The organism is Polaribacter sp. Asnod1-A03, from assembly GCF_045063585.1.
Taxonomy (GTDB): Bacteria; Bacteroidota; Bacteroidia; order Flavobacteriales; family Flavobacteriaceae; genus Polaribacter.
In genome coordinates this window covers 1,417,892-1,431,657 of record NZ_JBEFOE010000009.1, presented here as the reverse complement: position 1 = coordinate 1,431,657, position 13,766 = coordinate 1,417,892, and the positions used below count along the sequence as shown (strand labels likewise).

Below are 13,766 nucleotides of genomic sequence, written 5' to 3'. Positions count from 1 at the left end.
AACAGATGGTCATTTTATATTAAGAGGACTTTACTGAACTTCAAACAGATCATTATTTTATTGAGATGTTTTATAATGGGTAATATATTGCTCAAAAATAGTATATTTGTGCAATATAATACAAGTTATGTCTAAAAATAATTCAATTTTACTACCGAAGCTTGATCGTTTGCTGGAAGAAATGGGGGAACAAATAAAATTAGCACGTCTAAGACGAAAGCTAAGTGCAGATCAAGTTGCAGAACGAGCAGGCACGAGTAGAAGAACATTATATTCTGTAGAGAAGGGAAAAAGCTCTGTAAGTATTGGTACCTACATTAAGGTTTTAAATGTACTAGGTTTAGAGAAAGATTTTTTAAATTTAGCAAAAGATGATGTTTTAGGTCGAAAGCTTCAAGATATTGGATTAACAACTAAAGAACGTGCTCCAAAAAGAAACTAAAAATGAAAAGGGCTATATATGTTTATGCAGATTGGTTAGAATTAGGTTCGTCTACATTAATAGGAGAATTATATTCAGAAACTTTAAGAGGGAAAGAAATATTTTCTTTCTCTTATCATAAAGATTGGTTGCAATCTGATTATGCATATCAATTGGATCCAGATTTGGGTTTATTTGAAGGGATACAATATTTGAATGATGAAAAGTCGAATTTTGGGTTGTTTTTAGATTCCTCTCCAGATCGTTGGGGTAGAGTGTTAATGAAAAGAAGGGAAGCTGCACTTGCCAGAAAAGAAGAGCGGAAAACTAAGAAATTATTTGAAACAGATTTTTTATTAGGTGTTTTTGATGGACACAGAATGGGAGCATTGCGTTTTAAATTGGATAAAGAAGGATCTTTTTTGAATGATAATAAAGCATTAGCAAGTCCGCCTTGGACTTCAATAAGGGAATTAGAGCAAATAAGTTTGCGTTTGGAAGATGATGATAGTTTAGATGATCCAGATTATTTAAAATGGTTGCAAATGTTGGTTTCTCCTGGTTCTTCTTTAGGAGGAGCAAGACCAAAGGCAGGTGTTTTAGATAAAGAAGGTAATTTATGGATTGCTAAGTTCCCGAGTAAAAATGATGGTGATGATATTGGTGCATGGGAAATGGTTACTTATGAATTAGCTATTCAATCAGGAATTGTAATGGCAGAATCTAAAGCCGAAAAATTTAGCAGTAATCAGCATACGTTTTTAACGAAGCGTTTTGATAGGGCAATTGAGGGGAAAAGAATTCACTTCGCTTCAGCAATGACATTATTAGGCTACACAGATGGCACAGATGCATCTTCAGGAGTTAGTTATTTAGAGTTGGTAGATTTTATTACAAAAAACGGAGCGAACCCAGAAAGCGATTTAAAACAATTATGGAGAAGAATTGTTTTTAGCATTTGTGTATCAAACACAGATGACCATTTAAGGAACCATGGTTTTTTATTGACAGAGAAAGGTTGGGTGCTATCACCTGCTTATGATATAAACCCTGTAGAAACAGGAGTGGGGTTAAAATTAAATATTTCTGAAGATGATAATGCTTTAGATCTAGATTTAGTCCTATCGGTTGCTCCTTATTTTAGAATAAAAAAGGAGGAGGGTCAAAATATAATTAATGAAATTCAAAGTATTGTTTCTGAATGGAAATTTTATGCTAATAAATATGGAATTTCACGTTTGGAGCAAGAAAACAAGTCACAAGCTTTTATGTAATTATATGTATTAAAATATGAAAGTTTACTTTAGAATAAATTTATATTGCACTTTTGTGGTTAAAAAGAAGTTGTTCCTATTGAACCCTAATTTAGAATATTAGTTAGTCGAAATAGAAGAATAAGTTCAGTTAGTAGGTAGAAGAGTAATATTAATTGCTGAATAGGAGTTAGGAAAGTCAGTTTTAATAGGGGAGGAGAAATAGGGAGCTGATATTGAGTATTGGTTTCTATTTTAAAGTACTAAACATAGCCGTTTTAGAAAAAAATAAATTTAGCAATTGAGGTTTATTACCTATAAATTTTTAATGTATTGGGTTCACATTTATACAGAAAATTATTATGATAAAATTAAAGAGTTAATTTTTAAATTTTCTTATTTAATTTAGTAATATATATATTGTAGATAGATTAAATATTAGTAAAATAAAACCCTCTGTTTAATATAGTTTTAAACAGAGGGTTTATAAAGTTTGATTCTATTGGTTTTTAATAACCAGGGTTTTGTACAAAATTTTCATTTTTATTCATTTCATCTTGAGGAATTGGTAACAAATACCTAAAATCATTAAAATTAGATTGAGGTTCTAACCCATCTGAATTAAAAACCTGACTACCTAAATCTAAACGAACAATATCATACCATCTTTTAAATTCAAAAGCAAGTTCTACACGTCTTTCCTCTATAATTGTAGTTCTTAAGTTATCTGTATCTATACTAGAATTAACATCTTCTGGAAAACTAGAAGCTGCATATATTCCATAACCACTACCATCAAAATTAATAGTACCAGCATTTCTTGCTCGCTTTCTAATCTGATTTACAAATCCTACAGATTCTGTAGTTAAACCTAATTCATTAGCAGATTCTGCAGCAATTAATAAAACCTCAGCATATCTAAAAGCAACAAAATCTAAATCAGATCTCCATCCTGCAGTAGTTCTCCCTTCTCCTGGAAATCTATTAAACTTTGCAATATGTGGTCGTGCTATTTCAAAATCAGTATAAGGTCTTACAATATTAGTATCATCATTTAAAATCAAAGAATCAGCCAAACTTACCTTTAACCTGTAATCTCTAACATCCCAATTATCATAAACATTAATATGAGGCACTAACATACTCCATCCTCTAATTGGAGACACACCTCCTTCTACACCATTAAAAGGTCCAACTTTATTGTCATTTTCATAAGTAACTGGATTTGGGTTTTGTCCTGTTTGATTCCCTGTAAAATCTATCGTAAAAATATCTTCTGTAGAACTCCATTGTTCGCTATTTCTAAATATATTTTGAAAATCATCTTGCAAAGCATAATTTAATTCACTTGCATTATCGATAACCCATTTAGCATTTTCATAAGATTTTTCCCAGTTTTCTAAAGTCATATAAATAGATGATAAATAACTAGCAGCTGTACCTTTAGAAGGTCTAGATTTTACACCTTCTCTAGAGGTCATCTCTAAATTATTAAAAGCAAACGTCATATCTTCTATAATTTTTACATAAACCTCTTCCTTATTAGATTGCTTTATACTTAAAGGGTCTTCAATATCTGGGTTATCTATATAAGGTATATTCTCATAAAGCCTTACCAAATGGTAATATAAAAATGCACGAACAAACCTAGCTTCTGCTTCTGCTTCTGCTAAATTTTTATCAGTCTCATTTGTATCATCTAAAAGACCAATACCTTTTATTGCTGTATTAGCTGTTGCAATTGTTTGATAAGAGGAGGCCCATATATCATTAACATATGAATTTGTAGATGTTACTAAAAACGGACTAAACTCAGCATAATCACTAAATTCATACCCGTTATCTACCATATCACTCATTAATTGCAACGGAACTGTAAGTCCAGCTCCATAATAACTAGAAGAAGCCATTAAACCGTAAGTACCATCAATCATTGGATACACATCATCTACTGTATTAAAAAATCCTTCTGGAGTTAAAGATCCTTCTGGAGTTTCATCTAAATCTACACAACTAACCATAAAAGTTAAAATAGCTAAGGCAGATAATTTTATTATATTATTCATAATTATAATTTCAATTTGTTATTAAATACTAAAATTCTATATTTAACCCTAAAGTATAAGATTTAACGGTTGGATAACTACCATAATCTAGCCCAATATTGCTACTAGAATCACTATAAGAGACTTCTGGATCTATCCCTTTATAATCTGTAATTGTAAATAAATTTTGTCCACTTAAATACAATCTTGCAGAAGACAAATTAATTTTAGATAACAATGTTTCTGAGAAATTGTATCCCAAAGAAATATTTTTTACTCTAACATAACTAGCATCATCTACCCATCTATCAGAAGTAACAAAACTTCTACTAACTCTTGCTTCTGGAATATCTGTATCTGTATTTGTAGGAGACCAACGATTAAGAGCTTCTGTAGTAACATTTGTTCTACCGTTTAAAGCACCTAATTCCATTAAAGTATAATTTAATATTTCTCCACCTTTAGAACCTTGGATAAATACATTAAGATTGAAATTTTTATAATTAAAATCATTATTCCACCCCCAACTAAAATCTGGATGAGGATCTCCAATAACTACTCTATCATCATCCGTTAAAGCTCCATCTCCATTAAGATCTTTAAATTTTTCTCCTCCAATTTCTTCTCCTCCAACAAGTACGTCATCTGCAGTTTGTACAACTCCGTCATAAAGATATCCCCAGAATTGACCAACAGATAATCCTTCTCTTAATAACTGTGTAGTTCCTGCTCCTGATAAAGGCGATGATGAATAAAAAATATCATTTCCATCCGTATCATTATCAACCAGTTTTATTATTTTGTTTTTATTAAACGAAATGTTAGCGTACGTTTTCCATTTTAAATCTCCTTGTAAAATAGTTGCATTTACAGCAAATTCAAATCCTTTATTTTCTACGGTACCAATGTTTTGTAATTGTGTTAAAAAACCTGTATAATTTGGCGTTGGTACATCAAATAAAAGATCATTTGTTCTCATATTATAATAATCTAAAGTAACACCAAATCGATTTCTTAAAACCTTAAGATCTACACCGATATTAGTTTGTGTAGTAGTTTCCCAAGTTAAATCATTATTAGAAATTGTAGAGGGTCTTATAGCTGTAACGGTACTACCTTGTACTGTAGAAAAAACATCTGTAAATGATGCTAAAGATTGATAAGGACTAATTGCCTGATTACCAACTTGACCATAACTTAAACGTAATTTTAATAAATTAATAGTGTTTGATTCTGATAAAAACTTTTCATCAGAAATTTTCCAACCAAAAGCTGCTGATGGAAAAAAGCCGTATTTATTATTTGCTGCAAACACAGAAGATCCTTCTTGACGACCAGTAAACGTAAATAAATATTTATTGTTAAGTGTGTAATTAATTCTACCAAAAAAAGCTTCAAATGCAGTTTCTGATAATTCTGAATCTACAGAAGAAGGATTTGTTCCTCCACCTAAATTCCAAAAAGAAAAAGAATCAGAAATAAAACCAGAAGCAATAATATTAGAAGATTCTGATCTGTCTTTTTGTAAAGAATAACCTGCCATAATTGAAAAATCATGGTTTTTACCGATAACTCTATTGTACGTTAAATAATTTTCGTTGATAAAACTTGTGCTTTTTCTAGTACTAAAAGTTGCCTCTCCGCCTACACTATTTCCTCTATCTAAAGTTGTTGGGTAATAAGCACCAGTTCTTGAATGGTTGATGCTAACACCTAAAGTAGATTTTAATTTTAAATTTTTAAGAAGACCTACTTCTGCATATACATTTCCTTGAAATAAATCTGTAATAGTTTCATTTTGATATTCTCTTGCTAAAGCATAAGGATTATCAATAGGATACCCAATGATACTTAAAGAGTTATCTCCATTTTCATCTGTAACTCCTTGTGTTGGTGAAAATTTATACGCTCCAGAAATTACACCAGTTTGTGCTGCATCTCCTCCTTCTTGACTTTTAACTCCGTTTTTATTAGTTCTACGAGCAAAAATACTTGAGCCTAATTTTACAGATTCTGATACCTTTAAGTCTAGATTAGAAGTTATAGAGTATCTATTAAAATCTGAATTTTTTACAATTCCTTTTTGATCAAAAATAGAACCAGATAAATAATAGTTTACTTTTTCAGTTCCTCCAGAAGCAGATAGTTGATAATTTTGAATTCCACCTGTTCTATAGATTTTGTCTTGCCAATCTACTCCTTCTCCTGTAAATTCAGGTACAAAACTAGGGTCTAATTCTTTAATAAAAGTTGTAAACTGATCTGCGTTTAATAAATCTAACCGATTGATCTCTTCATGCGTTGAGTAAGAAGAAGAAAAACTAAACTGTGTTTTTCCCTTTGCACCTCTTCTTGTACTTATTATTACTACTCCGTTTGCTCCTCTTGCTCCATAAATTGCTGTAGAAGAAGCATCTTTAAGAATTTCCATCGCTTCTATGTCTTCCGCAGGAGGCATAACTCCACCAATAAAACCATCCACAACAATTAAAGGATCATTGCCCGCATTTATAGAAGTATTTCCTCTAATTTGAATGCTATAATCAGAACCTGGCGCACCGTTTGTAGATTGTACCGTTACACCTGCAGCTCTTCCTTGTAATGCTTGTGTTGCATCCATAACAGGAAAAGCAACCAAATCTTCTGAGTCGATAGAAGAAACAGAACCTGTTAAATCACTTTTTTTAACACTTCCGTATCCTACAATTACAACCTCATCTAAACTAGATGAATCCATTATTAAACGAACAGAAATTTCTTTTTTTCCGTTTAACGGAACTTCTTGTGTTACAAAACCTAAATAAGAAACTACAATTACAGCATTATTAGTAGAAACTTTTAATGAAAATAGCCCATTAAAATCTGTTGTAACTCCATTATTTGTTCCTTTTTCTAAAATACTTGCTTCAGGTAAAGGTTCTCCCATTTCGTCTACAATAGTGCCAGTTATTGTAACATTTTGTTGTGCTTCTTTAACTTCTTTTATTTTACCAATTAAAATTTCATCTCCATTTACTTTAAAATCAAACTGTGCACGTTTACCTAAATCTTCTAAAATTAAAGTCAACGATTTGTTTTGATAAACCGCGTTGTATTGCTGATGATTCTTTGCTATAAAATCACCATAAGTAATATTGTAATGGGTTACGTTAGATATTTTATTTAAAATTTTTACAAGCGTAACCCCTCTTTCATTTAAAGTTAAATTTGTTGTATCTGTATTTTGCGACGCTCCATATATTTGAATCGTACTAAAAAAACATACAAATAGTATTAATTGTAATGTTTTACTATAAAATTTCTTCATTTAATTAAGTGTTATTTTTAATTTGGTTTTATATAATTCTTATTATTTTTAGGGTATTTACTTTTCTATTTTTTCACTATTTCAACCATATTATTATTTTTGATTAGTTTTACTTCGTTGATAAAATTGATACGTTCTAATAATTTGTCTAATGTTTCATTTTTAGACAATCTTAATGAATAGAAATACTCTTCTTTAAGGTTATCTGTTTTAAAAACAAATGGAATTTTATATAACTTTCGAAGCTCTATTACTAGTTCTTCAATTTTTATTTTTTCTAAAATCACTTCTTCTTTCCACCAAAGATTTGTAACCTCTGCGTTTACCTGTTTTTTATAAAGTTTGTTTGCATTGTTTTGGTAAGTAACCTTTTGATTAGGTCTAATAAATACAGATTCTGTTTTAGAAGTTACGTTTACCAAACCTGTATTAACCACAACTTCAGTTGTGTTTTCTGCTTCTCTTATATTAAAAGAAGTACCTAGAACCTTGGTTGTAATTTTACCAGATTCAATAACAAATGGTTTCTTCAGATTTTTAGTTACATCAAAAAAAGCTTCTCCTTTTAATTTTACCAACCTAATTGTATCATTAAAATTTTTAGGATATTCTATTGAACTTTCTCCATTTAAAACTACTAAAGAACCATCTGGTAAATAAACTTTTGCTTGCTCGTTTAAATGAGTTTCTTTTAAAATTTGTGATGTTTTATGCTGATTTCCAAAAAATAAACTTCCTATATTATTACTTACAGAATAAAAGTTAAAACCCAATAGAATAACAATAGAAGCTGCAACTGCCCAATGCCAAGTTATTTTGGTTTTTTTATTTTTTTGGATTCTTTTGTAGATTTTGTTTTTAAGAGAAAGATTGTATTTAAAATCCGTAGGATTTTGTGCTCCTTTTTGCATTTCATCAAAAAAAGATTCTACACTATCGATTTCTTTTTGCGTAGCAGTTCCTTCTTCGTATTTTTTTAAAATAATTTTAAAATTCTGTTCTGTCATAGTGTACTTACATATTGGGAAATAGATTCCCTTTACTGTTAAGTACCCAGATTTTAAATGTCCCCTATGTTTTTTTTTGAAGTTAAAGTTTTGTTAACCTAGCTAACACTTAATTAACATTGTGCAGATAGAATGCCTATTAACACAAATTGAAGTAACATCATTTCTGAATTATAAACTTCTGATTCTCGTAGAATTTTTAACGCTTTGGATATTTGATTATCCACCGTACTTGTAGAAATATTTAATACAGCGGCAATTTCTTTGTAACTTAAACTTTCTTTAAATCGAAGTTTAAAAATTCGAAGACATCTTTCTGGTAATAAATCATCTGCTAAAATGTCTATTTTCTTAAGAAGTAGTGCTTTATTTTCTTCTACATCTTCTGTTTCATCTGTAATATCCGCAGTTAAAACAGCTTCTATTTTTTCTAAAATAACTTCTGTAAAAGGTTTACTTCGAAGTCTTTTTGCACATTGAAACTTTACAGCTTTAAATAAATAGGCTTTATAATGTTTTATAGATAAATCGTCTAATCGATTCCATAAATCTAAAAAAACTTCTTGTGTAACATCTTCTGCATCTTGGCTAGACCTTAAAATATTGTTTGCATAACCAAATAATTGATACCAATACTCATTGTAGGCTTTATTATAGTTTTGTTTTTTACCCATAAATAAAATTGTTAGCATCTCTAAAGATTTACAAAACAATAGCATTTTATAACAATCCTCAATAAGTAAATATTATCATTTAGTTAAATAAGGAGATAAGGTTTTATTCTTGTATAAAAGATTGTTTATTAGTTTTTTAACCTTAATGAAAGTATAAATACTGATGCGAGAAATTATCAGAAAATAGAATATTACTAGAAATAATACTTTTTTAAAAACCTAAATAAGAGGGATTAAAGCTATTTTTTATAGCTGTTTTATTGCTATTTATCTTTTTTAGAAATACAATAATAAGTTAAGTAAATGTTTTAAAAGGAAACATTTACTTAACTTATTATTAATCTAAAAATAACAAAAACATATAAGTATCTGGTTAAAAGTGCTTTAATGGAGGTTGAGTAAAAGTAAAAAATCTGTTATCCCTCTATTTTCAACAAGTTTAATAATTATTGGTTTTTATTTTTGTGAAAAATTATTTGAAAACGGATTATATACATTTGTCCTTTAAAAAATTTCCTTTTTCATGGTTAAAAAAATATTTTCTCTAAACTTAGAGAAGCATCTTTTTATAATTTCATTTTTACTATTGTCTGTACAAGTATTTGCTCACGGAGATTTATCTATCAGAATAGAAAAAAAGACACAAGAAATTAAAAAAAATCCGAAGAATTTTACCCTTTATTTTCAAAGAGGTTTATTATATCAGCAACATAGAGAATATCAAAAAGCTTTAACAGATTATGATACTTCTATTACTTTAGGAAATAAAAATAATGCTTTACGATATAGGATTTCAGAAGCTTATTATTTATCCGAAGATTATAAAAAAGCTTTAAAAAATATAAACTTTTATTTAGAAAAAGATATCACAAATCTTAAAGGTAAAAAACTAGAAGCGCAAATATTATTCCATTTAAAAGCGTATAAGAAATCGTTGAAGGCATATGAATATGTTGTTGATAATCTACAAGATATACATCCAGAAGATATTTTAGAATACACAAAAATTATACTTTCAGAAAATAACAAAAATTATAAGGATGCTTTAAAAGCAATTGAAATAGGTTTAGATAAATTAGGGGAAAACACATTATCACTTCAGCTTAAAAAGTTAGATTATTTAAAAGAATCTAATCAAGTAGAAAAAGTAATTACACAATACAATTATTTTATTTTAGAATACAGTAGAAAAGAATTTTGGTATTATAAAAAAGCAAAATATTTAGCAAAGTTACACAAACATCAGGAAGCAAATATAGCCTTACAATTAGCGACTATTAATATAGAAAAATTAGATGCTAAGTTTAAAAAAATGAATTCTACATTTAGGTTAAAAGAACAAATTAAAATTTTAGAAAATACCATTAACAACTAAATATTATGATGAAAAAAAGCATATTTATACTACTGGTACTAATTTCGGTATCTTTATTTTCTCAAACTTCTGCTATTGTAGAAAGAGGTCCTTATTTACAAAGCGGAACATCTACAAGTGTTATTGTAAAGTGGCGAACAGATATTGCAACGGAATCGGTTGTTAATTACGGAACGAAATTAGATTCTTTATCTAACAATAAAATCAATAAAGATAAAACAACTGAGCACCAAGTTAATTTATCTAATTTACTGCCAAACACAAAATATTATTTTAACATTGGTAATCAAAAAGAGGTTTTAGCAGAAAGTATTTCAGGTGATATGTATGTAATAACTGCGCCAAAAGTCGGCACAGATCAATTTGTTAGAGCTTGGATTTTGGGAGATCCTGGTACAGATAATAAAAGCCAAAGAAGTGTAAGAGATGCATATTACAAATACGTTGCCACAGATTCTACAAATACTGGTAAAACAGATATGATGTTGTTTTTAGGTGATAATGCTTATAGTAGCGGAACGGATAAAGAATATCAACTTGCTTTTTTTGATGTTTATAACGAGATGTTAAAAAAATCTGTTGCTTGGTCTTGTTTAGGAAATCATGATGGTTATTCTTCAGATTCAGACACACAATCTGGTCCTTACTACGATATTTTTACTTTTCCTAAAAAAGCAGAAGCAGGCGGAACAGCTTCAGGTACCGAAGCGTATTATTCTTTTAATTATGCTAATATTCACTTCATTATCTTAGATTCTCACCATTCTAGTCGTGCTGTTGGAGATGCAATGTATAATTGGGCTTTATCAGATATTCAGAATACAAAACAAGATTGGATTGTAACTTTATTTCATCATCCTGCATATTCTAAAGGGTCTCATGATTCTGATGTAGAAGATAGATTGATTGAAATGAGAGAAAATTTTATGCCAATGTTAGAGGCTAATGGTGTTGATCTTGTTTTAAACGGACACAGTCATTCTTATGAACGTTCTTATTTTTTAAACGGACATCAAGGTTTTTCTAATACTTTTAATATTGCTCCAACTACAAAAGGCGGAAACACTGTAGGAGAAAATGGAAATGGAGACGGAAAAATAAATGGAAATGGTGTGTATAAAAAAAACAATAACGCTACAAAAGGAGCTGTTTATATTACTACTGGATCCGCAGGACAAATATCTGGAGGAGAATTAAATCATAAGGCCATGTATGTTTCTTTAAATAAATTAGGTTCTTGTGTTATGGAAGTATCTGATGATGAAAAAGGTGGACAAAATTTAACCGTAAAATTTGTAAGAGATACTAATGAAATTGATGACTATTTTACCATTAATAAAACTAATATTACTATTAAAGCTTCTATCAATAAAGAAATTAAGAAAGATAAAAAATCATTTATTTATCCTATAGATGGTCTACTTAACATTCGTCTAAAACCTACAGAAAAACTAAAAACAGTAAAGTTTTATAACAATATTGGTAAGTTAGTAAAAGAAAGTAACTATAAAATTATTGACGTTAAAAAAATGGAATTGGGTACTTATGTTTTAGAAATTACTACGGATAAAAAAACGTTTTATAAATCTGTTATTTTAAAATAATTTAAAACACCTTTTTATAAAACTTCTATTAAGGCTTTTTTATTCTGATAAAAAAGCCTTAATAAATTAATAAACTTTGTAAAAATGAATAAAACAAGCGTTTTATGTATGTTACTTTTTAGTTGTTTTTTTATCATATCTGGTAAAAAAATAACCGTTTATAAAACAGACTCTATTTTAAAAAATATAGCTTTTGTTTATGCAGACAATTTTTACAAGTTTCAGAAAGAAGTAAATTTATTAGATGCACTTACAAATAAAGAAGCTTCTTTAAAAGAACTAAAAAGACAGGTAAAAAAAAACAGATTAGCTTATAAGAAAATTGAATTCCTTTTTGACTATTACCAAACGGCCTACAATACTACCTATATAAATGGAGCTCCAATACCGAAAATAAGTGAATACTTTGAAGCTACCGAAGTTATACAACCAAATGGTTTACAAGCTTTAGATGAAGCTGTTTTTGAAGAAGATTCTTTAGAAAACAGACAACATGTTAAAGAATTAGCTAACAAATTAAAAAATCATGTTGATTTTATTTTAAAAAGCCATTTGCCGATTCAATTAAAAGCTAGTCAGGTTATAGAATCTATTCGTTCTGGATTGGTTAGAATTTTTACTTTAGGTATTACAGGGTATGATACTCCTGGTTCTTTAAATGGTTTAGAAGAAAGTTTGGTAAGTTTACAAAGTATGAAAATTGCTTTTCTGTATTTTAATGAAGGAATAAATCCTAAGGCTATTTCTAAATTTAATGCGGTTAAAAAGTTATTTATCAAAGGTGAAAAACTATTAAAGTCAGAAAATAATTTTAATGATTTTGATAGAATGTATTTTTTAAAAGAAGTTCTAAACCCTTTATATGTGGAATTATTGGAGTTTCAGAATTTAAACAATATTAGATTAGAACCTTATAAGAAACATGCTCAAAATTATAAAGCAAAAAATATATTTGATGCTAATTTTCTTGATACTAATTTTTACTCAGAATTAGTTTATCTTCCTTTAAACAATAAAAAAACAATACAATTAGGTAAATTATTATTTAACGATCCGCAACTTTCTAATAGTGGTAAAATGTCTTGTGTAACTTGTCATAATCCTAACATAGCTTTTACGGATGGTTTACCTAAAAGTGTTTCTAATGATAAGGAGGTTTTTGGTTCAAGAAATTCACCAACCATATTAAATGCGGGTTATTCTACTCGTTATTTTTTAGACATGCGTGCTTTTACTTTAGAAACTCAAGTTGCTCATGTTTTAGATAATCCCCTAGAGTTTAATACTTCTTTTAAGGTTATTATAGAAAAATTAGATAAAAATGCTAATTATAGAAAATTATTTAAAGATGCTTATAATGATGTTGATAAGAAAAATATCAACCAAAAATCTATAAGTAATGCCCTTGCAGCATACGTAAATTCTTTAAAATCTTTTAATAGTCCGTTTGATAAATATGTAAGAAATAAAACTAAAAAATACCCAGAAAATGCCAAACGTGGTTTTAATTTATTTATGGGAAAAGGAACTTGTGCTACTTGCCATTTTGCACCGGTTTTTAACGGAACTACACCTCCTTTTTATCTAGAATCAGATTCGGAAGTTTTAGGGGTTACACAAGGTTTCGATTCTATAAACCCTAAATTAGATACAGATTTAGGTAGATTCTCTAACGGACTTATAGGAGATAAACAACCTTATTTTAAAAATTCTTTTAAAACAGTTTCTATTAGAAATGCAAATTTGACAGCTCCTTATATGCACAATGGATTATTTACTACTTTAGAAGAAGTTATAGCGTTTTATAATTTAGGTGGTGGAGAAGGAATGGGAATAAAAGTAGAGAACCAAACACTTTCTCCTTCTCATTTAAATTTATCTAAGCAAGAAATTGAAGATATTATTGCCTTTATAAAAACCCTTTCTGATACTTTGAATTATACCAAAAAGAATAATTTAAATCAAAGTGGAGTTAACTTAAATTAGAGGAAATAAGATTAGATATTAATTCGAATGATAGAAGAAGGAAAAGAATGAGTTAATATAATTATTAATATGTTTTATTAAACTTAACGAAATG

The 13,766-nt window shown here is 28.8% G+C and carries 9 protein-coding genes; 5 read left to right on the top strand and 4 right to left on the bottom strand.

Annotation, left to right across the window (positions count from 1 at the left end; all coding sequences use genetic code 11):
* The first annotated feature begins 106 nt into the window (after nt 1–106).
* Nucleotides 107–442 (top strand): helix-turn-helix domain-containing protein, encoded by a 336-nt coding sequence (locus ACJJVY_RS06810; protein WP_405606251.1) that lies wholly within the window; start codon nt 107–109, stop codon nt 440–442.
* Nucleotides 443–444: 2 nt separating this feature from the next.
* Complete coding sequence (locus ACJJVY_RS06805) at nt 445–1,695, top strand: type II toxin-antitoxin system HipA family toxin (protein WP_405606250.1); 1,251 nt, start codon at nt 445–447, stop codon at nt 1,693–1,695.
* 488 nt (nt 1,696–2,183) lie between these two features.
* Here the strand turns inward: ACJJVY_RS06805 and ACJJVY_RS06800 are convergent, their stop codons facing one another.
* The 4 genes from ACJJVY_RS06800 to ACJJVY_RS06785 form a co-directional block, all read right to left on the bottom strand.
* Entirely contained in the window at nt 2,184–3,740 is a 1,557-nt protein-coding gene (locus tag ACJJVY_RS06800; RefSeq protein ID WP_405606249.1) for a RagB/SusD family nutrient uptake outer membrane protein, read from the bottom strand.
* Between the two features lie 28 nt (nt 3,741–3,768).
* Complete coding sequence (locus tag ACJJVY_RS06795) at nt 3,769–7,026, bottom strand: SusC/RagA family TonB-linked outer membrane protein (protein ID WP_405606248.1); 3,258 nt, start codon at nt 7,024–7,026, stop codon at nt 3,769–3,771.
* A gap of 65 nt (nt 7,027–7,091) precedes the next feature.
* Nucleotides 7,092–8,033 (bottom strand): FecR family protein, encoded by a 942-nt coding sequence (locus ACJJVY_RS06790; protein WP_405606247.1) that lies wholly within the window; start codon nt 8,031–8,033, stop codon nt 7,092–7,094.
* A 113-nt stretch (nt 8,034–8,146) separates the two neighbouring features.
* A complete protein-coding gene (locus ACJJVY_RS06785) occupies nt 8,147–8,707 on the bottom strand; it encodes an RNA polymerase sigma factor (RefSeq protein ID WP_405606246.1) in 561 nt (186 codons plus the stop codon).
* Between the two features lie 523 nt (nt 8,708–9,230).
* Between ACJJVY_RS06785 and ACJJVY_RS06780 the strand changes: the two genes are divergently transcribed.
* From ACJJVY_RS06780 to ACJJVY_RS06770, 3 genes are all read left to right on the top strand, one after another.
* On the top strand, nt 9,231–10,082 hold the full coding sequence (locus ACJJVY_RS06780) for a tetratricopeptide repeat protein (RefSeq protein WP_405606245.1): 852 nt from the start codon (nt 9,231–9,233) through the stop codon (nt 10,080–10,082).
* Nucleotides 10,083–10,087: 5 nt separating this feature from the next.
* A complete protein-coding gene (locus tag ACJJVY_RS06775) occupies nt 10,088–11,686 on the top strand; it encodes a metallophosphoesterase (protein ID WP_405606244.1) in 1,599 nt (532 codons plus the stop codon).
* 84 nt (nt 11,687–11,770) lie between these two features.
* A complete protein-coding gene (locus tag ACJJVY_RS06770; RefSeq protein ID WP_405606243.1) occupies nt 11,771–13,672 on the top strand; it encodes a cytochrome-c peroxidase in 1,902 nt (633 codons plus the stop codon).
* Nucleotides 13,673–13,766: the final 94 nt, after the last annotated feature.

What these genes read in the sequence shown, in the direction of transcription:
- ACJJVY_RS06770 (WP_405606243.1), top strand. Translation starts at nt 11,771, where the DNA reads ATGAATAAAACAAGCGTTTTATGTATGTTACTTTTTAGTTGTTTTTTT.
- ACJJVY_RS06775 (WP_405606244.1), top strand. Translation starts at nt 10,088, where the DNA reads ATGATGAAAAAAAGCATATTTATACTACTGGTACTAATTTCGGTATCT.
- ACJJVY_RS06805 (WP_405606250.1), top strand. Translation starts at nt 445, where the DNA reads ATGAAAAGGGCTATATATGTTTATGCAGATTGGTTAGAATTAGGTTCG.
- ACJJVY_RS06790 (WP_405606247.1), bottom strand. Translation starts at nt 8,033, where the DNA reads ATGACAGAACAGAATTTTAAAATTATTTTAAAAAAATACGAAGAAGGA.
- ACJJVY_RS06780 (WP_405606245.1), top strand. Translation starts at nt 9,231, where the DNA reads ATGGTTAAAAAAATATTTTCTCTAAACTTAGAGAAGCATCTTTTTATA.
- ACJJVY_RS06785 (WP_405606246.1), bottom strand. Translation starts at nt 8,707, where the DNA reads ATGGGTAAAAAACAAAACTATAATAAAGCCTACAATGAGTATTGGTAT.
- ACJJVY_RS06795 (WP_405606248.1), bottom strand. Translation starts at nt 7,026, where the DNA reads ATGAAGAAATTTTATAGTAAAACATTACAATTAATACTATTTGTATGT.
- ACJJVY_RS06800 (WP_405606249.1), bottom strand. Translation starts at nt 3,740, where the DNA reads ATGAATAATATAATAAAATTATCTGCCTTAGCTATTTTAACTTTTATG.